Origin of the sequence: Pseudoclavibacter sp. RFBA6 (genome assembly GCF_002931575.1) — a bacterium.
Classification (GTDB): domain Bacteria; phylum Actinomycetota; class Actinomycetes; order Actinomycetales; family Microbacteriaceae; genus Pseudoclavibacter; species Pseudoclavibacter terrae.
Genome location: NZ_PSUA01000005.1, coordinates 353,777 through 378,152, shown reverse-complemented (window position 1 = coordinate 378,152; position 24,376 = coordinate 353,777). Strand labels below are relative to the sequence as shown.

Annotated in this window: 20 protein-coding genes and 1 tRNA gene; 7 read left to right on the top strand and 14 right to left on the bottom strand. The window is 68.7% G+C overall.

What is annotated here, in order from left to right:
* The first annotated feature begins 31 nt into the window (after positions 1 to 31).
* The 6 genes from C5C17_RS04680 to C5C17_RS04655 all read left to right on the top strand — a co-directional run bounded on the left by C5C17_RS04680 (position 32) and on the right by C5C17_RS04655 (position 7,276).
* Entirely contained in the window at positions 32 to 880 is an 849-nt protein-coding gene (locus C5C17_RS04680; RefSeq protein WP_104252193.1) for an exodeoxyribonuclease III, read from the top strand.
* Positions 881 to 929: 49 nt separating this feature from the next.
* Entirely contained in the window at positions 930 to 1,937 is a 1,008-nt protein-coding gene (gene trpS, locus C5C17_RS04675; protein WP_104252192.1) for a tryptophan--tRNA ligase, read from the top strand.
* A 93-nt stretch (positions 1,938 to 2,030) separates the two neighbouring features.
* Entirely contained in the window at positions 2,031 to 2,768 is a 738-nt protein-coding gene (locus tag C5C17_RS04670) for a polyprenol monophosphomannose synthase (protein WP_104252191.1), read from the top strand.
* 15 nt (positions 2,769 to 2,783) lie between these two features.
* Positions 2,784 to 3,416: a GTP cyclohydrolase II gene (ribA, locus tag C5C17_RS04665; RefSeq protein WP_104252190.1), complete on the top strand. Its 633-nt coding sequence runs from the start codon at positions 2,784 to 2,786 to the stop codon at positions 3,414 to 3,416.
* A gap of 238 nt (positions 3,417 to 3,654) precedes the next feature.
* Positions 3,655 to 5,067, top strand: a complete 1,413-nt coding sequence (locus C5C17_RS04660) for an MFS transporter (RefSeq protein WP_104252189.1) — start codon at positions 3,655 to 3,657, stop codon at positions 5,065 to 5,067.
* 187 nt (positions 5,068 to 5,254) lie between these two features.
* Positions 5,255 to 7,276 (top strand): ABC transporter ATP-binding protein, encoded by a 2,022-nt coding sequence (locus C5C17_RS04655; RefSeq protein WP_104252188.1) that lies wholly within the window; start codon positions 5,255 to 5,257, stop codon positions 7,274 to 7,276.
* Positions 7,277 to 7,900: 624 nt separating this feature from the next.
* On the opposite strand, the gene C5C17_RS04650 is transcribed toward C5C17_RS04655, so the two are convergent.
* The 14 genes from C5C17_RS04650 to C5C17_RS04585 form a co-directional block, all read right to left on the bottom strand.
* Positions 7,901 to 8,467, bottom strand: a complete 567-nt coding sequence (locus C5C17_RS04650) for an isochorismatase family protein (RefSeq protein WP_104252187.1) — start codon at positions 8,465 to 8,467, stop codon at positions 7,901 to 7,903.
* Positions 8,468 to 8,530: 63 nt separating this feature from the next.
* Positions 8,531 to 9,943 (bottom strand): D-alanyl-D-alanine carboxypeptidase/D-alanyl-D-alanine-endopeptidase, encoded by a 1,413-nt coding sequence (gene dacB / locus C5C17_RS04645; RefSeq protein ID WP_104252186.1) that lies wholly within the window; start codon positions 9,941 to 9,943, stop codon positions 8,531 to 8,533.
* Between the two features lie 143 nt (positions 9,944 to 10,086).
* On the bottom strand, positions 10,087 to 10,869 hold the full coding sequence (locus tag C5C17_RS04640) for a dihydrofolate reductase family protein (protein ID WP_104252185.1): 783 nt from the start codon (positions 10,867 to 10,869) through the stop codon (positions 10,087 to 10,089).
* 62 nt (positions 10,870 to 10,931) lie between these two features.
* Positions 10,932 to 11,858 (bottom strand): dihydropteroate synthase, encoded by a 927-nt coding sequence (gene folP / locus C5C17_RS04635; RefSeq protein WP_104252184.1) that lies wholly within the window; start codon positions 11,856 to 11,858, stop codon positions 10,932 to 10,934.
* A gap of 71 nt (positions 11,859 to 11,929) precedes the next feature.
* Positions 11,930 to 12,005: transfer RNA gene (locus tag C5C17_RS04630), tRNA-Thr, on the bottom strand.
* 87 nt (positions 12,006 to 12,092) lie between these two features.
* Positions 12,093 to 13,688, bottom strand: coding sequence for an alpha/beta hydrolase (locus C5C17_RS04625; protein WP_104252183.1), 1,596 nt, complete (start codon positions 13,686 to 13,688; stop codon positions 12,093 to 12,095).
* Positions 13,685 to 14,854, bottom strand: a complete 1,170-nt coding sequence (locus tag C5C17_RS04620; protein ID WP_104252182.1) for a DNA polymerase III subunit delta' — start codon at positions 14,852 to 14,854, stop codon at positions 13,685 to 13,687. The genes C5C17_RS04625 and C5C17_RS04620 overlap by 4 nt, the downstream gene beginning before the upstream one ends.
* Positions 14,855 to 14,856: 2 nt before the next feature.
* On the bottom strand, positions 14,857 to 15,495 hold the full coding sequence (gene tmk, locus C5C17_RS04615) for a dTMP kinase (RefSeq protein WP_104252181.1): 639 nt from the start codon (positions 15,493 to 15,495) through the stop codon (positions 14,857 to 14,859).
* Positions 15,492 to 18,389: a type I DNA topoisomerase gene (topA, locus tag C5C17_RS04610; RefSeq protein WP_244296250.1), complete on the bottom strand. Its 2,898-nt coding sequence runs from the start codon at positions 18,387 to 18,389 to the stop codon at positions 15,492 to 15,494. The genes tmk and topA overlap by 4 nt, the downstream gene beginning before the upstream one ends.
* Before the next feature lie 152 nt (positions 18,390 to 18,541).
* Positions 18,542 to 18,910 (bottom strand): Rv3654c family TadE-like protein, encoded by a 369-nt coding sequence (locus C5C17_RS04605; protein WP_104252179.1) that lies wholly within the window; start codon positions 18,908 to 18,910, stop codon positions 18,542 to 18,544.
* Positions 18,907 to 19,263 carry a TadE/TadG family type IV pilus assembly protein gene (locus C5C17_RS04600; RefSeq protein ID WP_258065924.1) on the bottom strand — a complete coding sequence of 119 codons (357 nt, stop codon included), beginning with the start codon at positions 19,261 to 19,263 and terminating at the stop codon, positions 18,907 to 18,909. Before C5C17_RS04600 ends, C5C17_RS04605 begins: the two co-directional genes overlap by 4 nt.
* 8 nt (positions 19,264 to 19,271) lie before the next feature.
* On the bottom strand, positions 19,272 to 19,490 hold the full coding sequence (locus C5C17_RS04595; RefSeq protein ID WP_104252178.1) for a DUF4244 domain-containing protein: 219 nt from the start codon (positions 19,488 to 19,490) through the stop codon (positions 19,272 to 19,274).
* Between the two features lie 60 nt (positions 19,491 to 19,550).
* The gene (locus C5C17_RS04590; protein WP_104252177.1) at positions 19,551 to 20,591 is read right to left on the bottom strand and encodes a hypothetical protein; all 1,041 of its coding nucleotides are present in this window, start codon (positions 20,589 to 20,591) and stop codon (positions 19,551 to 19,553) included.
* Positions 20,588 to 21,781 carry a TadA family conjugal transfer-associated ATPase gene (locus C5C17_RS04585; protein WP_104252176.1) on the bottom strand — a complete coding sequence of 398 codons (1,194 nt, stop codon included), beginning with the start codon at positions 21,779 to 21,781 and terminating at the stop codon, positions 20,588 to 20,590. The genes C5C17_RS04590 and C5C17_RS04585 overlap by 4 nt, the downstream gene beginning before the upstream one ends.
* Before the next feature lie 569 nt (positions 21,782 to 22,350).
* Here C5C17_RS04585 and acs point away from each other — a divergent pair.
* Complete coding sequence (gene acs / locus C5C17_RS04580; RefSeq protein WP_104252307.1) at positions 22,351 to 24,318, top strand: acetate--CoA ligase; 1,968 nt, start codon at positions 22,351 to 22,353, stop codon at positions 24,316 to 24,318.
* Positions 24,319 to 24,376 lie beyond the last annotated feature (58 nt).

Below are 24,376 nucleotides of genomic sequence, written 5' to 3'. Positions count from 1 at the left end.
CGTGTCGGTGGTCGCGTCTAGACTCGAACCCATGCCAAAGACCATTCGCATCGCGTCAGTGAACGTCAACGGAGTCCGTGCCGCCTACAAGAAGGGCATGGGCGAGTGGCTCGCTGAGCGCGACGTCGACATCCTCGCGCTGCAGGAGGTGCGTGCACCCACCGAGGAGCTGCGGAAGCTCATCGACACGGCCGACTGGGAGCTGCACGACCACCTGGCCACCGCGAAGGGGCGAGCTGGTGTCGCGATCGCGTCGCGCATCCCGATCCGCGAGGTCCGCACCGACCTCGGGGCAGACGACTTCGACTCGGCCGGCCGCTGGCTCGAGGCCTACTTCGACATCGACGGCACTCCGCTGACCGTCGTGAGCTGCTATGTGAACTCGGGCGAGGCAGACACGCCGAAGCAGGACGAGAAGTGGAAGTTCCTCGACGCCATGACCGCGAGACTCCCTGAGCTACAGGCGCACAGTTCGCACTCGCTCGTCGTCGGCGACCTCAATGTCGGGCACACGAAGCTCGACATCAAGAACTGGAAGGGCAACGTGAAGCGCGCGGGCTTCCTGCCGCGCGAGCGCGCCTACTTCGACCGCATCTTCGGGGAGAGCGGTGCCAGCGTCGAGGGTGCGGACGGCTCCACCGGCACCGGGCTCGGCTTCGTGGATGTGGGCCGCCGCCTCTCCGGCGAGGTCGAGGGCCCGTACACGTGGTGGTCACAGCGCGGCCAGGCCTTCGACAACGACACGGGCTGGCGCATCGACTACCACGTCGCCACCCCTGACCTCGCGCAGCGGGCCGCCACCTACGCCGTCGACCGTGCGGCGAGCTACGACACTCGCTGGTCGGACCACGCGCCTGTCGTCGTCGACTACACGTTCTGAAGCACCTTCACACTCGCGTCACCAACCGCACGACCCCGAGGAACAACAGATGACCAAGCCCGTGCTCTTCTCCGGCATGCAGCCCTCAGCCGACTCGCTCCACCTCGGCAACTTCGTGGGCGCGCTCAGCAACTGGGTGCCCATGCAGGAGGACTACACGGCCATCTACTGCGTCGTCGACCAGCACGCCATCACGGTGCCGTTCGAGCCGGCATCTCTACTCGAGCGCACCCGGGTGACGGCAGCCCAGTACATCGCGGCCGGGATCGACCCCGAGCGCTCCATCCTCTTCGTGCAGTCTGCCGTTCCCGCGCACGCGCAGCTGCAGTGGGTGCTCTCCACGATCACCGGCTTCGGCGAGGCAAGCCGCATGACCCAGTTCAAGGACAAGTCGCAGCGGTACGGCACCGACACGACCACCGTCGGCCTCTTCACCTACCCCGTCCTCATGGCTGCCGACATCCTCCTGTACCAGGCCGCCTCGGTGCCGGTCGGAGAAGACCAGCGCCAGCACATCGAGCTGACTCGCAACCTGGCGGAGCGATTCAACAGCCGCTTCGGGACCACCTTCGTGGTTCCGGAACCGCACATCATGAAAGAGACCGCGAAGGTCTATGACCTGCAGAACCCAACGGCGAAGATGTCCAAGTCGGCCGAGTCCGACGCCGGACTCCTGCGGCTCCTCGACGATGAGAAGGTCACGCGCAAGAAGATCATGCGCGCCGTGACCGACGCCGACGGCGAGATCCGCTTCGACCGCGAGGCCAAGCCCGGCGTCTCCAACCTCCTCACGATCGCCTCGGTCCTCTCCGGATCGACGATCGAGGACGTCGCCGCCCAATACGCCGGTGGTGGGTACGGTGACCTGAAGAAGGGGCTCGCAGAGCTGGTCGAGTCGACATTCGCGCCCATCCGCGAGCGCACCAACGAGCTCCTCGCCGACCCGGCCGAACTCGACCGCATCCTCGCCCGAGGCGCTGAGCGCGCCAACGAACTCGCAGTCAGCACGCTCGATCAGGTCTACGAGCGGGTCGGGTTCCCCAAGCCGATCCGCTGAGTCTCCGCCACCGCCAGGTCGCTGCATCAGGGCGCTGTGCACAGCCCACGAGGTCGCATCATTTCCGGCTCCTCCCCGCGCTAGGATGACGCAATGCCCGAAACGCTCGTCATCATCCCCACCTACAACGAACGCGAGAACGTCCGCTCCATCGTGGACCGCGTTCTTGGTGCCGACTCGCGCATCCATGTCCTGGTCGTCGACGACAACAGCCCGGACGGCACCGGCGAGATGGCCGACGAGATGGCCGCGGCGGATGAACGCGTCAGCGTGCTGCATCGCGCAGGCAAGCTCGGGCTGGGCACCGCCTACCTCGAGGGCTTCGCCATCGCAGCCGAGCGCGGGTACACCTACGTGTTCGAGTTCGACGCCGACGGATCGCACCCGCCGGAGCGGCTGCCCGAGATGATCGACGCCCTCGACGCCGGCGCTGGCCTCGTCATCGGCACACGCTGGATGCCGGGTGGACGCACCGAGAACTGGCCACTGCAGCGCCAGATCCTCTCCCGAGGAGCGTCGATCTACGCGCGCGTGCTCCTGCAGAGCAAGATCCGCGACATCACGGCCGGCTACCGCGGCTACCGCGTCGCCCTCCTCCAGGGCTTCGACCTCACCCGCATCAAGAGCGCGGGCTACTGCTTCCAGATCGAGATGGCCTGGCTCTTCGAACGATCCGGCATCCGCGTGAGCGAGGTGCCGATCACGTTCGTCGAACGCCAGGAAGGCGCCTCCAAGATGTCGAGCGACATCATCGTCGAGGCAGTCTGGCGCGTGTTCGCGTGGGGCCTCGGCTACCGACTCGGCGCATTCTCGCGTCTAGCCGCTCGGTAGAACGAAAGCGACCCCATGAGCGATTCCCCAGCGTCCATCACCTTCGAGGCGGAGACCTCGATCCCCACCAGGCACGGCGTGCTCCGCTTCCGCGCCTACACCGACGACTCCAACGGACAGCTGCACCTCGCCATCATCTCCGGCGAGCCGGAGAACGGCGCCATCGTCCGAGTGCATTCCGAGTGCCTCACCGGGGAAGCCTTCGGCTCGCTGAAGTGCGAGTGCGGACCACAGCTCGACGCCTCCCTCGAGGCCATCGGCCGAGACGGCGGCATCGTCCTGTACCTGCGCGGCCACGAGGGTCGAGGCATCGGCCTCCTCAACAAGCTCCGCGCCTACGCCCTCCAGGAGCAGGGGCTCGACACGGTGGATGCGAACCTCGCGCTTGGACTGCCCGCCGACAGTCGCGCCTACACGGCCGCCGCGCAGATGCTCGACGACCTCGAGATCTCCCGCATCCGCCTGCTCACGAACAACCCGGCGAAGGCTGAGGCGCTCGAGGCTCACGGCATCACCGTCGAGGAGCGCGTGCCCCTCGAGGTCGGTCGTGAGGATGCGAACCTGGCGTACCTCACGACCAAGGTCCAGCGCATGGGGCACATCATGAGCGAGCTCCCGCAGCTTCCGGGTGACGACGCAGCGAGCTGAGCTGCGCCACGCCGTCGCGGCCAGGCCGCCGCGCGCTGGGTAGGGGGCCAGCGAAAGCGACGAATGCGGTGTAACCTCTTCTCGGCCGGAAGCCACAAGCATCCGGTCGAACTCGCGTCAGCAGACCTGCAATCAACCGGGCCGGGCGCGTTCCATCCACCGCTGCTCTGAGTTCCTGCACCGCGCAACCCGCACCGAAACCGCGTCTCACCAGCGAGCCAGCTGTCTCAGGAGCAACGTGTCATCCCCCAGCAAGACCACGCCAGGTGCATCGGCCGAGGAGTTCGAGGTCAAGAACTCCCGCGGGAAGGTCCTCACCGCGAGCCTCGTCGGAACTTCCATCGAGTTCTACGACTTCTACATCTACGCGACCGCGGCGAGCCTCGTCTTCCCCGCCCTGTTCTTCCCGAACGACAACGAGACGACGGCACTGCTCGCCTCGTTCGCCGTCTTCGGCGTCGCGTTCATCGCACGCCCCATCGGCTCCATCCTCTTCGGCCACTTCGGCGACCGAATCGGCCGCAAGGGCACCCTCGTCGCGACGCTCCTCACCATGGGTATCGCGACCTTCGCGATCGGCCTCCTCCCCACTGCGCTCACGCCCGGCTGGGAGATCCTCGCGCCGACACTGCTCGTCATCATGCGGTTCTGCCAGGGCCTCGGGCTCGGCGGCGAGTGGAGCGGCGCTGCCCTCCTCGCCACCGAGAACGCACCAGCGGGCAAGCGCGCCATCTACGGCACCTTCCCGCAGCTCGGCGCCCCCATCGGCTTCATCCTCGGCAACCTGCTGTTCGTGCTGCTCTCCCACTTCATGAGCGACGAGACGTTCTTCGCCTGGGGCTGGCGAGTGCCGTTCCTCCTCAGCGCGATCCTCGTCATCGTCGGCCTCTGGGTGCGAATCAGCCTCATGGAGACACCCGCGTTCGAGAAGGTCGTCCAGGCCGGTGAGGTCTCCAAGGTCCCGCTCTTCGCGGCATTCAAGACCAGCTGGCGCCAGATCATCCTCGGCACGTTCATCATGCTCGCCACCTACGTGCTCTTCTACATGATGACCGCGTTCACGCTGTCCTTCGGCACCAAGGCAACCCGAGAGCAGGCTGCCGCGAAGGCTGCAGAAGCCGGCGAGCCCTTCGACCCCAGCACCTGGGTGCCTGGGCTCGGGTACCAGCGCGAGACGTTCCTCATCATGCTCATCGTGTCCGTCGTGTTCTTCGGCATCTTCACGCTCGTCTCCGGCCCGCTGGCCGAGAAGTACGGGCGCCGCAAGATGCTGCTCTGGACCACCGGCGCGATCTTCGTCTTCGGCTTCGCGATGACGCCGCTCATCGGCCTCCACGAGTTCTTCGGCCCGCAGGCGATGCTCATCATCGGCATGACCCTCATGGGCCTCACCTTCGGACCCATGAGCGCCGTTCTGCCCGAGCTGTTCCCCGCCAACGTGCGCTACACGGGCAGCGCGATCGCCTACAACCTGTCGAGCGTGTTCGGCGCCGGCTTCGCGCCGACCGTCTTCATCGCCCTCTGGGCGTTCGGCGACGGCAGCCCCTTCTGGGTCGGCGTGTACCTCGCCGGTGCGGCCGTGCTGACGTTCGGTGCGCTCCTGCTCTCCAAGGAGACTCGCGACATCGCCTACGTGACCAACACGAAGTAGCTCTCGCACCTCGTCGACGGGGCCGTGCATCCACCGCGGATGCTCGGCCCCGTCGTCGTTGCTGGCCCGCGCCCAGCCAGCCAAGTCGATTCAGGTCGCGCCGGGTACCCTTGGCGGGTGCGCGCACACGACTGCGCGACATCGGCGTGCGCGCACTCCAGCGCGCTGCGGGCGAAAGGCCAGGAGTTTGGGCGACAAGCCAGTAGGTTCAGCATCCGTCGGCGGCGAGGACACGTCGCAGAAGAAGCGGGGTGGCTTCCTCCGGCGCCCGCCTCGCAAGGAGTCTGGGGCGCCGAGGGCCACGTTCAAGCAGCTCCTCCCCCACCTGCTCGTAAACAAGCCGCTCCTCGCCGGCATCATCGCGATCAGCATCTTCAGCTCGGCGTTGAGCCTCGCGCAGCCGCTGCTCGTCAACGTGCTCATCGGGCAGGTCGAAGTCGGCACGATCGCCGCCTGGGTCGTCTGGGTACTCGTCGGCGCTGTTGTCCTCGGCGCGATCGCGAACGGCGTCCAGCACTTCCTCCTCCAGCGCACTGGCGAGTCGATCGTCCTCAACACCCGCCGCCGCCTCGTCGCGAAGCTGCTGCGGCTGCCCGTCGCGGAATTCGACGCACGCCGAACGGGCGACCTCGTATCGCGCGTCGGCAGCGACACCACGATGCTCCGTGCCGTGCTCACGCAGGGTCTCGTCGAGGCCATCGGCGGCGCGCTCACCTTCATCGGCGCCGTGATCGCCATGATCGTGCTCGACGGCGTGCTCTTCCTCATCACCTTCGCCGTCGTCGTCGTCGCGCTCCTGCTCGTCGTCGGCATGTCGATGCGCATCCGCGAGGCCAGCGCCGCAGCACAGCAGAAGGTCGGCGACCTGACCGCATCCGTCGAGCGGGCCATCTCCTCGGTCCGCACCGTTCGGGCGTTCGGGGCGACCGAACGCGAAGAGCGCCTCGTCGACGCCGACGCGGTCGGGGCGTACGAGCGCGGCCTCGACGTCGCCCGCATCTCGGCGTTCATCGTGCCCGTCGCGGGCTTCGCCATGCAGGGCGCGCTCATCGCAGTGCTCGGCGTCGGCGGGCTCCGCGTCGCAGCGGGAGACCTCAGCATCGCCAACCTCATCGCCTTCATCATGTTCCTGTTCATGATGATCATGCCCCTCGGCCTCTTCTTCGGCGCCCTCACCGCCGTCAACACGGCACTCGGCGCCCTGGGACGCATCGAGGAGATCATCGCCATCCCCGAAGAGGGGTCCAGCGACCGCACCGAGGCGCCGCTTGCTGTCCTCGAGGGACCGGCCAACGAGCACGCGGCTCCGGATGCGCCCGCCGTCGAGTTCGACGCGGTCTCCTTCCACTACCCGGAGGACGTCGTGCGCGCACGCGCCGCCCGCGAGCGCGCTGCCGCGAGACTCGAGACGATCCGCCGCGAGTCCTCGCGCGGCGGCATGGCAGCGGCCATGACGGGTGCCGCCTCCGATCCCGACGCCCGCCTCTTCGCCGAGGACGGCGCACAGGCACGAGTCGAGGCACCCCTCGTGCTCGACGGCGTCAGCTTCGCGCTGCGACGCGGTGAGCGTCTCGCCCTCGTCGGCCCCTCAGGCTCCGGCAAGTCCACGGCCCTCGCCCTGCTGGAGCGCTTCTACGACCCCACCGGCGGAAGCATCCGCCTCGGCGGCGTCGACCTTCGGTCCATCGACCGGCAGCAGCTGCGCGCGCAGCTCGGCTACGTGCAGCAGGATGCGCCCGTCCTCGCCGGCTCCCTGCGCGAGAACCTGCTCCTCGGGCGGCCGGACGCCGACGACGTCGCCTGCGAGCAGGTGCTGCGCGAGGTGAACCTCGGCGACGTGCTCGACCGCAGCGACGACCGCCTCGACACCCAGGTCGGCGAATCCGGCGTCATGCTCTCCGGCGGCGAGCGGCAGCGCCTCGCCATCGCGCGCGCCCTGCTCTCGGCCCCGCCCATCCTGCTGCTCGACGAGTCGACATCCGCCCTCGACGGCGCCAACGAACGACTCATGCGCGACGCGCTCGACAAGGTGTCCGAGGGCCGAAGCGTCATCGTCATCGCGCACCGCCTCTCGACTGTCGTCGACAGCGACGAGATCGTCGTCCTCGAGCACGGCCAGGTGCTCGGCCGCGGCAAGCACCTTGAGCTCGTCGACACCGTGCCGCTCTACCGGGAGCTCGCGCAGCACCAGCTGCTGCTCCCGCGCTGACTCCGCGGCGGCCCGCACCTTCGCCGACGCCCACGCCCGCGCCCGGCTCCGCCCACGCCCCCGAGTTCGGGATGGGAAAGTGACTTCGTTCAGGGAGACTATCCAGCACGAAGCGACTTTTCGATCCCGAAGCGCGGCGGTCGGGATCCGATCAGCGCCCTCGGGGCACAGAGCATGCCAGTTTCGGGATGGGTTGCACGCTTCGGGATGGCTTGTACCCCATCCCGAAGCGTGCAGGCCATCCCGAATCTAAGGGCCGGTCGACGCAGCAGCAGCCGGCACGCCCATGACCACGCCAACGCGCAGCAGCTCGGCGTGAACACGGACACGGACGCAGACACGGACACGGACGCAGACACACAGACGCGCCGCCATCCGTTCCGCCCGCCAAACGTTGCTTTCGGGATGGGAAAGTCGCTTCGTGCTTGGAAACCTTCCAGCACGAAGCGACTCTCCCATCCTGAAACCCGGAAGTCGGACCCGGTCAGCGTTCTGGGATGGGAAGATCGCCGCGTTCGGGGAAGTTTCCCCGAACGAAGCGACTCTCCCATCCCGAAACGCGGAAGACGGGACCCGGTCAGCGCCGAGGCGACGGCGGACCGCCGTCGCGCGGGGGAGCCGGGGCTACTCGACCGTGATGCCGGCGGCGCGGAGCTCCTCGAGAGCAGCGGCTCGCGTCTGGGGGCTGACAGCGGAGGTGAGTCCGTCGATGACGCGCACCGTGAACCCGGCCCGTTGTCCGTCGAGGGCGGATGCACGCACGCAGTGGTCGGTCGCGATGCCGACCACGTCGAGCTCGTCGACGCCTCGTGCGCGCAGCGCGTCGGCGAGCGTCTCGCCCTCTGCCGTCGAACCGTCGAACGCCGAGTACGACGGTGACCCCTGGCCCTTGAAGATGTGCAGGTCGACGAGCTTCGTGTCGAGGGCTGGGTGATAGTCAGCGCCAGCGGTCCCGGCGACGCAGTGCTCCGGCCAGCTGTCGACGAAGTCGGGCTGCGCGTGGAAGTGTCCGCCGTTGTCGCTGTCCGCGTCGTGCCAGTCTCGGGACGCGGCGACGACGTCGTACTGCTCGCGGCTGCTGGCGAGGTGCTCGGTGATGCCGGCGGCGACGGCCGCACCGCCGTCGGTCTCGAGGGCGCCGCCCTCGGTGAAGTCGTTCTGGACGTCGACGATCAGCAGTGCACGGCTCATGTCCCCAGTCTGCCGCAGGCCGCCTGGATGGGCCAGGCGCACCCGGATCGCGCCCGGCGGACGTCACCAGTTGGCGAGGGACGCTCCGCACGAGTAGGTGCGCGCGGCGATGGTGTCGAGCGCGTCGCGGTTCGCGGGCGTGACGGCACCGACGACGAAGAACGCGAACGTGAGCCTGCTGCCGTCGGCGGCGGTCAGGTATCCGGCCAGGCCGTAGACCTCGTTGATCCAGCCGGTCTTCGCGGTGATCGCCCCCTGGGGCACCCCGAGCGGTGTGAGGCGCGACTGCAGGGTGCCCGTCTGGCCTGACGCGGGGAGGTCGTCGAGCAGCTGGGAGGCGGCGACGTCGGGCTGCGAGATGGTCTGGAGGAGCTCTGCGACCAGCTCGGGAGGCACCCGGTTATCGGCGGAGAGGCCGGACCCGTCAGCGAGCACGAGCCCGCTCGTGTCGAGGCCCAGCGTCGAGAGCGCCTTGCTCGTCGAGTCCTGGATGGCGCCGAAGTCCGTTCCGACGCCCTGTTCGATCGCCACGAGACGCGCGAGCATCTCGGCGACGTTGTTGTCGCTGTCGATGAGCGCGTAGTGCACGAGTTCGGAGACGGGTTGGGACCAGACCTCGCCGAGCAGCTTGGCGCCGTCCGGCGCAGACCCGTTCGCGCCCGTGGTCGAGGCGCCGAGCCTCGTGGCGAACGCGGCGGCCGCGGCCCCGCTCGGATCCTCCGTGCGGGGCGAGACGAGGTTCGCCGGGTCCTGGCGTCCGCCGTCGACCATGAGCGCGGAGATGGGGCTGATGTAGCCGTCCGTGCGGTCGGCCTGCGACCAGGACGGCTGCCATTCGGCGCCGCTGAACGCCGACTCGTCGACGAGCACCTGCGTGAGCGCGGTGCCGGAGAGGCTCGGGTCGTTCGCCCATGCCGTCCGGGTCTGCGCGGCGAGGTCGGCGAGCGTCGCCGTGGCACCGGAGTAGTAGCTGGCCGCGCCGGTATCGGTCGAGGCGAGCGTCACGTCTCCCCCGCCGACGATGACGACGCTTCCGGGCTCGCTGCCTGCGTAGGCGCGGGTCGGGATGCGGAAGTCGGGGCCGAGCACCTCGATCGCGGCAGTCGTGGTGAGGAGCTTCATGACGGAGGCCGTCGGCACCGCATCCGTCGCCTTCCGCTCGTAGACCGTCTCGCCGCTCTGGGTGTCGACGACGACACCGTGGAAGTCGAGTGCGGCGCCGGCACTGGCGACGTCTTCGATGGAGCATGTGCGGACGGGCTCTGCCGCGGGCGCCTCGACGGGGGTCTCCCGGACGGCACCGAGTGTCTTCGGGGCGAGCTCCTGGGCCTCGCCCGCGAAGGCAGGGGCCACGACGGCGAAGCCCCCTCCGCCCGCGGCGAACCCTGCGCCGAGCGCGAGGACGCCCGCGAGGGCGAAGCCGATCAGGCGGCCAGCACCTGGGCGCCGCGTGCGCGCGCTGCCTGAGCTGGCCATGTCACCTCCGAATGGAACCTGGGCGACCCGCGTCTCGTGACGCCGCGCCAAGCTGCCAGTCTAGCCAGCGCTCGGGTGCGTGCCGCCTGACGTCCTGCACGCGACCCGGGCCACCGGCCGCGCAGTGCGATTTCGAGATCGGGTCAGCTGAGCCCGGCCGAGCGCCGGTAGTGGAGCAGCAGCGTGTGATCGCATTCGAGGACCCCAGCGAGAGCCAGCGGATGCTGCGCGAGGGTCTCCGAGTGCGCGATGCGCCCTTCCGTCCCGCCCACGAGCACGGGCGACACGGTGAGGCAGAGCTCGTCGAACGCACCCTGCGCGTTGATCTCGCCGAAGAGCGAGGGCCCACCCTCGCAGAGCACCTCGGTGTGGTCGAGCTCTCGCAGCATGGCGCGCAGCTCGGTGACGTCGAGGGTTCCTGGGCGGTCCGGATGCTCTGGCACGGTCAGCACGGTCGCGACCTCCCGGAAGGGTGCGAGCCGTTCCGGGTCGGAGACCGGGGTGACGACGATCGGCGGGACGGGTGCGTCCGCGAACATCTCATGCTTGGGGTCGAGGGCCAGGCGGCTCGAGACGATGCCGAGCGTCGGGTGCGCTGGCCGTCCCCGCGCCTCTCGCCACGCGACGGAGGCCTCGGAGACGCGAAGGCCGACGTATCCCTCGTCCCGGAGCGTGCCTGCGCCGACGAGCACGAGGTCGGCGAGGCGACGCAGCAGCTCGAAGACCCGATGGTCGGCTGCCGTGCCGAGGCTCCCCGACCGGCCGTCGCCGCCCATCGCGGCGCCGTCGACGCTCGCGACGAAGTTCAAGCGGAACGCGCCGTTCGCGGGGTAGGCGTAGTGGGCGAGCAGCTGCTCGTCGTCGAGCCACCCGTGCTCGCCTGCTGGGCCGAGCAGCGAGCGGATCGCCGCGGATGGAGCGTTCATGGTGAGAGCATGCCACGCCGATGTGCGCGGCAGTGGTGAGTTGGATGCGAGCGGGGTGGGCGCTACAGGTTGTGGCGGGTGTAGGCGGGAGCGCGGAGCCCGAGAATCGCTTCGGTCATCCTCGTCGCATCCACAGCTTCTGGCACGTTGTGCATGCGGACGATGCGAGCGCCGAGCAGGATGCACGCGACGGCGGATGCAAGGGAGCCCGCGACCCGGTCCCGCTTCTCCCGATCGAGGCTCTCCCCGATGAAGTCCTTGTTGGAGACGGCGGCGAGCGCGGGGAAGCCGATCGATGAGATCTCGTCGAAGCGCCTGGTCAGCTCGAGCGTGTGCATGGTGTTCTTGTTGAGGTCATGACCCGGGTCGATGATGAGCTGCTCTTCCCCGACGCCGAGTTCGAGGGCACGTTCGGCGCGTGCTTCGAGGAACGCCCGCACCTCGCCGACGACATCGTCGTAGTGCGGGCGGGTGAGCTCCGCCCTCGGCGCCGCGACGCTGTGCGTGATGACGAGCTGCACGCCGGAGGCCGCCACGACTCTCGCGAGGTCCTCATCGCGGAGGCCGCTCGTGTCGTTGATGATGCCCGCGCCCGCCTCGATGCAGGCCTCCGCGACGCGCGCACGGTACGTCTCCGCGGAGATCGGCACGCCCGTGCGCTCGCGGACAGCGCGGATCACCGGCACGACCCTGGCGATCTCATCCGCCTCCGAGAGCTCTTCCCCTGGAGCGAACGGCTGCCCGCCGATGTCGACGATGTCGGCGCCAGCGCGCTCAGCGGCGAGCACCGCATCCACCGCGCTCTGGAGACCGAACGTCGCCCCGTCGTCGTAGAAGGAGTCGGGGGTGCGGTTGACGATCGCCATGACGGCGACCCGTCGCGAGAAGTCGAACGGCTCGCCAGGTCCCAGCTGGTGCGCCGGGCTCCGCAGCGCCGGGAACGCGAGTGGCGGATGCTGATCGGGGAGGTGGTGCCTGCGCTCGAGCATCTGTTCAGCGTACGGGAGGCGGGGTGACCGGGAAGACAAGAGCCCCTCCGCACCGAAGTGCGGAGGGGCGATGGGGCCGCCTGCGAGAATCGAACTCGCGACCTATTCATTACGAGTGAATCGCTCTGCCGACTGAGCTAAGGCGGCCTGCCTGCAGCTCAGCTCCCTGGGGTGCTGAACTCGACACCAAAGCATAACGCACACTTTGCTCAAGTGCACATCGGGGTGTCGCGGTCAGCAGACCAGCCCTTCGGCGGGCATGGTGCCGTCGATGAAGTAGGCGTCGACAGCTCCGGTGATGCAGCTGTCGCCCTGCGTGTAGGCGAGGTGTCCTTCGCCTTCGAAGGTGAGCAGCGTGGCCGACTCGAGCTGCTCGGTCACGGCCTCCGCCCACGCATACGGCGTGGCTGGGTCTCCGGTCGTGCCGATGACGAGGACGGGGTCGGCTCCTGCGCCCGTGACGGGTGCGAGCTCGTTCGTGGAGGGGAATGCCCACTGCTGGCAGGTCGTGTCCCCGAGCGCTTCGGGTCCCGGAATGCCGATCGGCGTCGATTCTGCGATCTGTCGGTTGAAGTCGGCGATCTTGGCCGGATCGGTCTCCACCGGGTAGTCGAGGCAGTTGATGGCGGTGAAGGCCTCGAACATGTTGTCGGCGTAGGTGCCGTCGGGGCCGCGTCCGTAGTAGGAGTCGCTGAGCGCGAAAAAGCCTGCGGGGTCGCCGGCTGTCTCGAAGGTGGCGAATGCGTCGCTCAGGTACGGCCAGCTCTGGTTGTTGTAGAGGGCCGAGCTGATGGCCGTGTCGATGACCCCGCTTGTGAGCTTGCGGCCGTCTGCGTTCACGGGGAGGGTGTCGTCGGCCTCTGCCATGAGGGTGTTGATCTTCGCGATCGCCTCGTCGACGGTGCCGGTGAACGGGCAGCTCGTCGTGGTCAGGCAGTCTTCGAGGTAGGTGCGGGTGGCCTCGCCGAAGGCCCCCTGCTGGGCGAGCACCACCTCGAACGTCGACAGGGTCGGGTCCGTGGCGCCGTCGAGCACGACGCGGCCGACGGTTTCCGGGAACATGTCGATGTACTGCGCGCCGATGTCGGTGCCGTAGGAGAACCCGAAGTAGTTGACCTTGGGGTCGCCGACGAGCGCGCGCAGCAGGTCGAGGTCCTGCACGGTGCTCTTCGTGTCGACGAACTCGAGGAGCGCTCCGGTGTTCTCGAGGCAGTCGTCGGCGAACTCCTTCGAGTTCGCGGTGACCTCGGCGATGATCTGCTCGTCGGTCGCGGTGTCCGGATCGAGGTTCTCGTCGACGCCGTAGAACCACTCGTCCATGCCGGCATCGTCCCGGCACTCGACCGCGCTCGACTCACCGACACCGCGCGGGTCCCAGCCCACGATGTCGAAGTCCTCCATGAGCTCCGGCGTGAAGACATACTGGGCGCTGTCGCGCACGAACGAGACTCCGGATGCGCCGGGGCCGCCGGGGTTGGTGAAGATCGTCCCGATCGGGTTGCCGCTCGATGCGGGTACCTTCACCATGGCGAGCTCGATCTGCTCCGAGGTCCCGTCTGCCCAGTCCATGGGAGCTTCCGCGGTTGCGCATTCGAGACCGCTGCCGCACTCGTCCCAGCCGAGGTCCTGCTCGTAGAAGGTCTGGATGCTGGGGTCGAGGCCGGTCGGGATGACGTCGACGTCCTCCGTCTGCCCGCCGCCCCCGCCGGAGCCTCCGCCTGCAAGCGTCGTGACGAGCGTGCATCCGCTGAGCAGGAAGACGGCTGCGCCGGTGAGGAGCGAGGCGCGGATGCTGCGCGTCGTCGCGCGACGAGTGGTGGGTCTGGTCATGATGCTCCCTGCTGCTTCGTCGTCCAGCTGATCAAGAATGCCTCGAGGACAAGCGCCACGGGAACGTTTGCGGCGAGTCGTGCTCTGGCTTTGCTCGCCGCGTCGATGCTCGTGAGCACGTCGTCGGAGCTGCGGGAGCTGGTTGCGGATTCCAGTTCGCGCCGTCGGTGCTCGTTGACGAGCTCGACCGGGAGTGCGAGCTGCAGCATGAGCAGGTCTCGCAGCAGGGAGACCGAGTCGGTCAGGATGCGATCGATCGCGTCGACCTGACCGCGCTTGGCTCTGCGCTTCTGATGCTCTTCGAGTTCGCGGATCTGTCCGCGCAGCTGCCTCGGCACTGCCTGGCCCGGGGTGAGTCCGAGGGACCGGAATGCGGCTGCCCGCTCCTTGTCGTCGCGGTCTGCCGCGTTGGCGGTGGCGTCCTCGTCGGCGATGGCGACGAGTTGCGCGGCCTTCCGGACGGCGTCACCGGTGGTGCGGATGTCGAGCAGGCCGTCGAGGGACGCGTCGCGGCGGCCCCACGCCTCTTCGCTCGTGGCGAGTCGCTTGGCCATGCCGACGTGGCTCTGCGCCTCGCGTGCGGCCCGCAGGGCGATCTCCGGTTCGATGCCGTCGCGACGCACGAGCAGTCCGGCGACGTCTCGGACTTCCGGCACCCGAAGCCGCACGCTGCGGACGCGTGAGCGGATCGTGGGCAGCAGGTCGGCCTCGCTGGGCGCGCAGAGCACCCACACGGTCGACTCCGGGGGCTCTTCGATGGCCTTGAGCAGCGTGTTCGAGGTGCGTGCGACCATGCGGTCGGCGTCTTCGACGAGGATGACCCGGTAACGCCCGGTCATCGGCGACATGGATGCGCGCTCGACGAGTTCGCGTGCCGTCTTGATGTCGAGCTGCACGGTTTCCGTGACGACGGCCGTGAGGTCGGGGTGCGAGCGGGCGCGCACCTGCACGCAGGACGGGCAGACGCCGCATCCGTCGTTCGGGCACAGCAGTGCCGCCGCGAAGGCGTAGCCCATGTTGCTTCGACCGGAACCGGGTGGGCCGGTGATGAGCCACGAGTTCGTCATGCCGCTCGTGTCCACTGCACCGCGCTTGGAGGCCTTCGCCGCGTTCGAGAACAGGGCGATCGCGTCGTCCTGACCGGAGAGGTCGTCCCAGACGGTCATGGCTACGCGCCGACCGGGCGCCGCTCGAGGAGCTCGGCGACGCGGGTGCGGATGCGCTCGGCCACACGCTCTCGGGGTTGGGTCGCGTCGATCACGAGGAATCTGTCCGGCTCGGCGGCGGCGAGGCCGAGGAAGGCGGCGCGGACGGCGTCGTGGAAGTCCTTCGATTCGGCTTCGAGCCGATCGTAGGTGCCGCGGGTCGCGCCGATGCGTCTGCGCCCCTCTTCCGGATCGAGGTCGAAGAGCACGGTGAGGTCGGGGAGCAGGCCGCGCGAGGCCCACAGCGAGAGGTCCCTGACCTCGTCGGCACCGAGCTCGCGGCCCGTGCCCTGGTAGGCGATGGAGGAGTCGAGGTAGCGGTCCTGCACGACGATGTCGCCGCGCTCGAGCGCTGGCCGGACGACGGTTGCGATGTGGTGTGCACGGTCGGCGGCGTACAGGAGCGCCTCGGCTCTGGCGTCCATGTGTCCCTTGCGGTGCAGCACGAGCTCGCGGATGTCGGCGCCGAGATCGGTGCCGCCCGGTTCGCGCGTGCGCACGACCGTCTGCCCGAGGCCCGCCAGCCAGTCCTCGAGCAGGGCCGAGTGCGTTGATTTGCCCGCGCCGTCGCCGCCCTCGAGCGTGATGAAGAGGCCCGTCATTCGCTGCTTGCTGCCCCGCTGGCCTTGGCCGCAGGCTTCTTGGCTGGCGCGCGCTTCGCGGCAGGCTTCTTCGCTGCCGTCGTCTTCGTCGCTGCTGCCTTGGAGGCGGCGGGCTTCTTGGCGGCGGGCTTCTTCGCTGCAGGCTTCTTCGCTGCCGTGGTCTTGCGTTTCACCGGACCCTTGGCGCGCTTGTCGGCGAGCATCTGCACGGCTTCCTCGAACGTGACGTCCTCCGGGTTGGCGCCGCGTGACACGGTCACGTTGGTCTCGCCGTCGGTGACGTACGGGCCGAAGCGACCGTCCTTGATCTTGATCGGCTTGCCGCTCACGGGGTCGGCTTCGAACTCCTTGATGGCCGCCTTCGTCGTGCGTGCCCCGTACTTGGGCTGGGCGAAGAGCTCGTTGGCGGCCTCGAGCGTGACGGTGAAGATCTCGTCCTCGCTCGTGAGGGACCGCGTGTCGGTGCCCTTCTTCAGGTACGGCCCGTACCGGCCGTTCTGGGCCGTGATCTCGGCACCCGTCTCGGCGTCGACGCCGACCACCCTGGGCAGCTCGAGCAGCCCGATCGCCTGCTCGTAGGTGACCTGCTCTGGGATCATCGACTTGAAGAGGGACGCCGTGCGTGGCTTCTCGGCGGCTGCGGCCTTTTTGGCGCGCGGCTTCTTGACGGGACGACCCTCGGCAGCGGCTGCCTTCGCTTCGGCTTCCTCCGCGAGTGCCTTCGCCTTGGCCTCAGCCTCAGCGGCGGCTTCCTCGGCCTCAGACGGAGCCTCGGTCACGTACGGGCCGAACCGGCCGTCCTTCACGACGATGCGCTTGCCGGTTTCGGGGACGACGCCGAGCACGCGATCCGTCTGGATGGGCGCTTCGACGAGCTCGACGGCCTTCTCCGCCGTCAGCTCGTCTGGAGCCAGGTCCTCGGGGACGTTGACGCGCCGCGGGGTCTCGCCCTCGGTCTCGGGAGCGACCTCGAGGTAGGGGCCGTAGCGTCCGATGCGCAGGACGATGCCGTCGGCGAGCGGGGTCGAGTTGATCTCGCGCGCATCGATCTCGCCGAGGTTGTCGATGACGCCGCGGAGCCCCTTGTGGTCGTCGGTTCCGAAGTAGAACCCGCGCAGCCAGTCGTTGCGCTGCTCGGTGCCTGCGGCGATGCGGTCGAGGTCGCCTTCCATCTGCGCCGTGAAGTTGTACTCGACGAGGTCGTGGAAGTGCTCTTCGAGGAGGCGCACGACGGAGAATGCCGTCCAGCTGGGAACGAGCGCGCTGCCGCGCGGGGCGACGTATCCGCGGTCGATGATGGTGGAGATGATGGACGCATACGTCGACGGGCGGCCGATGCCGAGCTCGTCGAGGGTCTTGACGAGGCTCGCCTCCGTGTAGCGCGGGGGCGGGCTGGTCTCGTGGCTCTTCGCGTCTGCCGTCTCCGGGTCGAGCTTCTGCCCCTTGGTGAGCGGCGGCAGCTTCGCTTCTGCTGTGGTCGAGTCGTCGCGCGCCTCGTCTTTCCCTTCCTCGTAGGCGGCGAGGAAGCCGCGGAAGGTGATGACGGTGCCGGACGCCTGGAACTCGGCGACGCGGCTGGTGACGGTGCCCTGCGCATCGGAGACGTCGATGGGCGAGGCGTCGATCGTGACGGTCGCTGTCTGGCCCTTTGCGTCAGCCATCTGCGAGGCGATGGTGCGCTTCCAGATGAGGTCGTACAGCTTGAAGTCGTTGGGGCTCAGCTTGGGTCGAAGCTCGCTCGGCAGCGCGAACGTGGACCCGGCGGGCCTGACGGCCTCGTGCGCTTCCTGCGCGTTCTTCGACTTCGAGCCGTAGAGGCGAGGCGCCGATGGAACCGTCTCGGCTCCGTAGAGCTTGGCGGCCTGCGTGCGCGCAGCGTTGAGCGCCTGCGACGACAGCGACGAGGAGTCGGTACGCATGTACGTGATGTAGCCGTTCTCGTACAGCGACTGGGCGACGCTCATCGTCTGTCGTGCAGTGAAGCGCAGCTTGCGGGCGGCCTCCTGCTGCAGGGTCGAGGTCGTGAACGGCGCGGCGGGGCGTCGAGTGTACGGCTTGGACTCGACGGAGGACACCGTGACGGGGACCGTGCCGGCCGTGAGCTGCACGGTCATGGTGGTCGCCTCGGCTTCGCCGAGGATCACGGAGGAGTTCTTGAGCACACCGTGGTCGTCGAAGTCGCGTCCGGTGGCGACGCGCTCGCCGTCGAGCTTCGTCAGACGGGCGACGAACGCCGAGCCGTCCTTGCCCTGCTCTGGCGCGAAGCGGGCTTCGACACCCCAGTAGCTGGCCTTCACGAATGCGAGACGTTCGCGCTCGCGGTCGACGATGAGGCGTGTCGCGGCTGACTGCACGCGGCCGGCGGAGAGCCCGGGGCCGACCTTGCGCCACAGCACGGGCGACACCTCGTAGCCGTAGAGGCGGTCGAGGATGCGCCTGGTCTCCTGCGCGTCGACGAGGTGCACGTCGATGTCGCGTGTGCGGTCCTTCGCGGCTTCGATCGCCTCGCGGGTGATCTCGTGGAACACCATGCGCTTGACGGGGACCTTCGGCTGGAGCACCTGCAGGAGGTGCCAGGCGATGGCCTCCCCTTCGCGGTCCTCATCAGTTGCGAGGATGAGCTCGTCGGCGTCCTTGAGCGCCCGCTTGAGCTCGGCGACGGTCTTCTTCTTCTGGTCGGAGACCACGTAGTACGGCTCGAAGCCGTTGTCGACGTCGACGCTGAACTTCCCGAGGGAGCCCTTCTTGAGTTCGGGCGGGAGGTTCTTGGGCTCGATGAGGTCGCGGATGTGTCCGACGCTGGCGAGCACGGTGTAGTCATCACCGAGATACTGCGAGATGCTCTTCACTTTGGTCGGCGACTCGACGATGACCAGTGTGTTGCTGCCTGACACAAGCGTTCCTTGGATGGGTCTGCGTGCTTTCGCACGACGATTCCGGCTGGCCGGAGTTATGTGGGGGCTGTTGCCACCCGTGGGCGTCATTATATGGACGGGGTGGCTGGGCGGAAGGCCTCCGACTGCCGGCGGCTCCGCTTCACGGCTTCTCAGCGAGGTGGCGGTCCTGCCCTCGATGGTTCCGAAAAGACGAACGGGCCGGACTCTACACGAACTCGCACAACGGCCTCACGGCCGCTGACCGTGCAGGCCTCGAGCGAGGCGCCGTTCGCGGTGACGACACGGGCTGCTTCCTCGCACGGATCGCCCGGCTTCAGCCCTGACGCGACGTCGGCGGCGGCGAGGGCGCCGGCGTCGGCCGCGGCGTGTGCTGTCTGCTTGGCGGGGAATGCCGACAGCACGTTGACGGCTCCGACGGTGAGCGCAAGGAGAAGGAGCGAGACCGCCAGCATCACGACTCCGCCGGCGCCCCGTTCTCCGCCCAGGTTTCGGGGAGGTGCCGACGCCTCGGCGCTCATCGTCCGCCGCCGAGGGCGCAGGCGCGGGCGCCGATGTCCACGGGGAGTACGCGCTCGCCGAGGACGAGTGGCGTGGATGCGCGCGCGCAGACGAGGCCGTCTGGCCGGCTGATCTCGAGTTCCGCGTCGGGTACGAGCGAATGCACGTACTCGCGAGCGATGGCCTCGTCGTCACCACGTGCCACGAGCCTGACAGCGTCGGCGACGGCATCCTGCAACCGGATCTGCACGACGACGCCCTGCAGTCCCGTCAGGCAGAAGGCGAGCAGGAGGACGACCACGGGTGCCGCGATGGCGAACTCCGCCGTCGCCGACCCACGTTGCGAGCTCGCGGGCGGGAGCCATCGGGGCACCCGGCGCATCATTCGTCCAGCGTGAGTGCGGTGCGGATGATGTTCTCGAGCAGGCCCTTGACCTCATCGCTCTGCATGATGACGACGAGGAGCCCCGCGAACGCGACGGCTGCCATCGTCGCGATCGCGTACTCGGCTGTCGCCGCCCCCTCGTCATCGCGCATCCGCTGCCGGAGTCTGCTCAGCAGGCCGCGGGATGCGTCGCCGAAGGTCGTGATCTGGAACATGGGTGTACCTCTCTTATTACGTATCGACGGTTCGAATGCGGCACGGGCGTTTCGGGCGGCTCAGAGCCGCGAGATGGTCTGGGTCACGACGGCGAGGATGAGCGGGGCGACGCCGAGCAGGAGGAAGGCCGGGAGCACGCACAGGCCGAGCGGCAGCATGAGTCGCACGCCGAGTTCGGCCGCCTGCTTGCTCGATGCGGCGCGCGCGTCGCGTCGCTCGAGCGCGGCTTCGCTGCGCAAGAGGGATGCGGCGGGCACCCCGGCCTCGCGGGCGAGCTCCAGCACCCGGTCGACGCGCCCGCCGCCGAGGCCCGTTCGCGCCGTGGAGTGCCGACCGGTACCGAGCGCCGCGTCGTCGAGTGCGCGCTGCACCAGTGGGCGGACCGCGGCGACGGATGCGCCTCCCAGCATCCCGAGTGCCGTCAGGTCCAGGGCGAGGCCGGGCAGCTGCTCTCGTCGTGACGCCGCTGCGATGAGTGCCCTGTTCCAGAGGTGCGCGGTGACCATGAGGGCGGCCCCTCCCCCAAGGCAGGCGAGGCCGATGGGCGTCCCGAAGAGCATGCCGAGACTGTCGAAGCCGAGCGCGAGCCCGAGAAGGATTCCGACGGCGGGCAACGCCATGACGAGCCGTGCGGCGCTGCTCGGGCCCGCGAGCGCGAGTTGGACCTCCCGTTCGGAGGCGCCGAAGTCGCGGAACGTCTGGGCCAGCTCGCCGAGACCCCGGGCAAGCGGGGCTCCCGTGCTCTCGGCGAGGGACCAGGCGCACCCGAGGGCTCGCCAGCTCGGCTCCTCGCGCTCCCGGAGCATCGTGCCAACTCGCTCGCCAGCGCGCACGCCTCTCGCGATGGTGAGCTCGACGGGATCGCCGGCGGCGGCGCGCCACCGCGCGGGCCGGGGAATCCCCACGCGCAGCCTGGTTTCCACCCATGACGCGCGCCGCCTCCAGCCGGTTCGTCCGAGCCTCGGCGATTCCTCGGAGGCAGCGAAGCTCGCGACGTGCTGCCACGCAGAATCCGACGTCGTGCCGCCTGCGAGCAGGGCTGCGAGTCGCTCGACGACCGCCGCGGTGCGCTCCGCAGCGTCGACCTCATGCTCGGTCATCGCCGGCCGAGACTCCGGTGACCGGGCTCGCGCCGGCTACCCTCCCCGTGGCCGCCATCAGCCGCACCGGTGGTGGCATGCGAGAGGGTCGTGACGTTCTCCGCCTGGCCCGATGCCCGACGCAGGACCGATGCGATCGCCAGGCGTCCGGCCTCATCGACGCAGAACTCCCCGATGTCGGCGAGCCGCCGGTGCCCGACGGACGAGCGCTCGACGTGCATGACGAGGTCGATCGCGCTCACGGTCTGCCTGGCGACCGCATCCTGCGTCATGCCGGCAAGCGCGCCGAGCGCCTCGAGACGCGAGGGCACGTCGGTGAGGGAGTTCGCGTGGAGCGTCCCAGCGCCACCGTCGTGTCCCGTGTTGAGCGCGGCCAGGAGCTCCCGGAGTTCGGCGCCGCGACATTCGCCGAGCACGAGCCTGTCCGGGCGCATCCGCAGCGACTCGCGGACGAGCCGTTCGAGCGGCACGCTCCCTGCACCCTCGATGTTCGCCTGTCTCGCCTCGAGCGAGACGCTGTGGGGATGCGCGATGCGGAGCTCTGCGACGTCCTCGATCACGACGATGCGGTCGCGGGGGTCTGACTCCGAGAGGATCGCGGAGAGGAACGTCGTCTTCCCGCTTCCGCCGGCGCCGGTGATGAGCACGTTGGCGCGAGCCCGCACCGCTTCCCTCACGAGCTCCTCCGCGCCAGGGGAGAAGAACGCCTGCCGGTCGAGCTGTTCGATGGTGAGCTGGCGGACTCTCGGCGCCCGAATGGAGAGGAGCGTGCCGGAGATCGACACCGGCGGCAGGACGGCGTGCACGCGGATGCCGTCGGCGATGCGCACGTCGACGCACGGCGCGGACTCGTCGAGGTGCCTGCCGCCTGCAGCGACGATGCGGACGGCCAGTTCACGCAGCACCCGCTCGCTCGGCGCCACCCAGGAATCTTCCCGCTCGGCACCGCTGCCTCGATCGACGAAGAGCCCGCCGGTGCCGTTGACGAAGAGGTCGGTGACGTCGCCATCGGCGACGTACATCGCCAGGGGACCGAACGCGTCGGCCTGACCTCGCGTCAATGTCCGAACGGATCGCGGAACACTCTCCGCGGTGCGCGGCAGCAACGGCAGCGAGGCCGCACGCTGCGAGGCCGGACGAGCGACGAAGCGCTGGCCTGATGTCGTTTCAAGAGCTGAGCCGTGTGCCATGCACGAAGCGTACGAACACCAGAGGCCGTCGAGTTCGAACGATGTCGCGGCTGTGCATGGACCACTGTGCACAGGGCAGGCGACGACGGAGTCGCGCCGGACCGGGGTCGCAGGAGAATTGAAGAGGCGCCCGGACAGGGGGATATCCGAGCGCCTCAGCTCATGCAGCGTTCAGGGGGGGGTTGATTGCTGCAGAGCGACGATAGTTGCGACAGAGAGCGAAACCATCGAGGTCCATGGTAGTGCATATTTGGTCCGGAAAAGCAGCCAGGTGGCTGGCTATCGAAAAATGTTCGCCTGCAGCCCGCACTTCCGCGCGAGGTCACGGTATCTGCCGCATTTTTCACCCTCGACACGCCGCGCGCTGACGCGTCCACGTGGCATGGACTGCGCCACGGCTGGCACACGTTCGGGTTCACATGCGCCCGAAACGAGACGGCCTGCCACCGAAGCCCGCGGACATTCCCCCCAAAAGGCGGGAGTCACGGCACATCCTCGCTCCGTAGACTTCTGGCACGCTGCGCCGCATTGAGGCGGTGCCGGATCGCAATGACGCGAAAGGACCTGTGGTGGCTGACAAGATCGAACACCTCCTGGAAGACCTCGAGACCTTCCCGCCAAGCGACGACTTCACGTCCTCATCCCCCGTACCCGCAGACCTCATGGCGCGCGCCGAGGAGGACAGGCTCGGCTTCTGGGCGGACCAGGCCAGGGAGCTGCACTGGTCGACCCCCTTCACAGAGGTCCTCGACTGGAGCGACGCCCCGTTCGCGAAGTGGTTCGGCGACGGCACGCTCAACGCCAGCTACAACTGCGTCGACCGCCACGTGCTCGCCGGCAACGGAGACCGGGTCGCGATCTATTGGGAGGGCGAGCCTGGCGACAAGCGCACCATCACGTACTCGGACCTCCTCGGCGAGGTCAAGCGTGCCGCGAACCTCCTGGAGAGCCTCGGCGTCACGGCAGGGGACGTCGTCGCGATCTACATGCCGATGATCCCAGAGACCGTCGTCGCGATGCTCGCCTGCGCGCGCATCGGCGCCGTGCACTCCGTCATCTTCGGCGGGTTCAGCGCCGACTCCATCCGCAGCCGCGTCGAGGATGCGAACGCCAAGCTCGTCATCACGAGCGACGGCAGCATCCGCAAGGGCCGCATCTTCCCACTCAAGGAGACCGTGGATGCGGCGCTCGAGGCCGAGGGGCACACCGTCCAGCATGTCCTCGTAGTGCGTCGTGCCGACAACGAGGTGTCGCTCACGCCGGGCAGGGACCTGTGGTGGGACGAGGAGATCGCACAGGTCGGCGACGAGCACGTCGCCAAGCCGTTCCCCGCCGAGCATCCGCTGTTCATCCTCTACACGTCGGGCACCACGGGGAAGCCGAAGGGGTTGCTGCACACGACGGGCGGCTACCTCACGCAGACCTCGTTCACGCACCGCACGATCTTCGATCTCAAGCCGGAGCAGGACGTGTACTGGTGCTCGGCCGACGTCGGCTGGGTGACGGGGCACAGCTACTTCGTCTACGGGCCCCTGGCCAACGGCGCGACGCAGGTCATGTACGAGGGCACGCACGACACTCCGGACCTCGGCCGCTGGTTCGACATCATCCAGCGCTACGGCGTCACGATCTTCTACACGGCGCCGACGGCGATCCGCGGCTACATGAAGTCGGGCAGGCAGATCCCCGCCAAGTACGACCTCTCATCGATCCGCCTGCTCGGCTCGGTGGGCGAGCCGATCAACCCGGAGGCGTGGGCCTGGTACCGGGAGGTCATCGGCGGCAACCGGGTGCCGGTCGTCGACACGTGGTGGCAGACGGAGACGGGGGCCATCATGATCTCCGCGATCCCCAGCCAGGTGGCGCTCAAACCCGGTGCCGCGCAGGTGCCGGTGCCCGGTGTTGTCGTCGAGGTCGTCGACGACCAGGGCGAGCGGGTCAATCCGGGTGAGATGGGGCTGCTCACGATCACCGAGCCGTGGCCTTCCATGGCGCGCGGCATCTACGGCGACCGCGAGCGGTTCATCGAGACGTACTGGTCGCAGTTCCCCGGGCGCTACTTCGCGGGCGATGGCGCGGGCGTCGACAAGGACGGCCACCTGTGGCTGCTCGGTCGGGTCGACGACGTCATGAACGTCTCCGGGCACCGGCTGTCGACGACGGAGATCGAGTCGGCGCTCGTCGACCACCCGTTCGTCGCCGAGTCGGCGGTCGTCGGCGCAAGCGATGAGACGACGGGGCAGGCGGTCGTCGCGTTCGTCGTGCTCAAGGAGAGCAAGAAGGCCGAGATCGAGGCGTCGGATGCACCCCAGGTGCTGCGCTCGCACGTCTCGACGAAGATCGGCGCGATCGCCAGGCCGCGCCAGGTGTACGTCGTCGCCGAGCTGCCGAAGACGCGTTCCGGCAAGATCATGCGCCGCCTGCTTCGAGACGTGGCGGACGGCAAGGCCGTGGGCGACACGACCACGCTCACCGATGCGTCCGTGATGTCCGCGATCTCCGCGGGTGTCGCATCCGGGACCGCTGACGACGACTGAACCGTACGGCGAGACGAACGAAGCCCTGCACCTCCCGGAAGAGAGGTGCAGGGCTTCG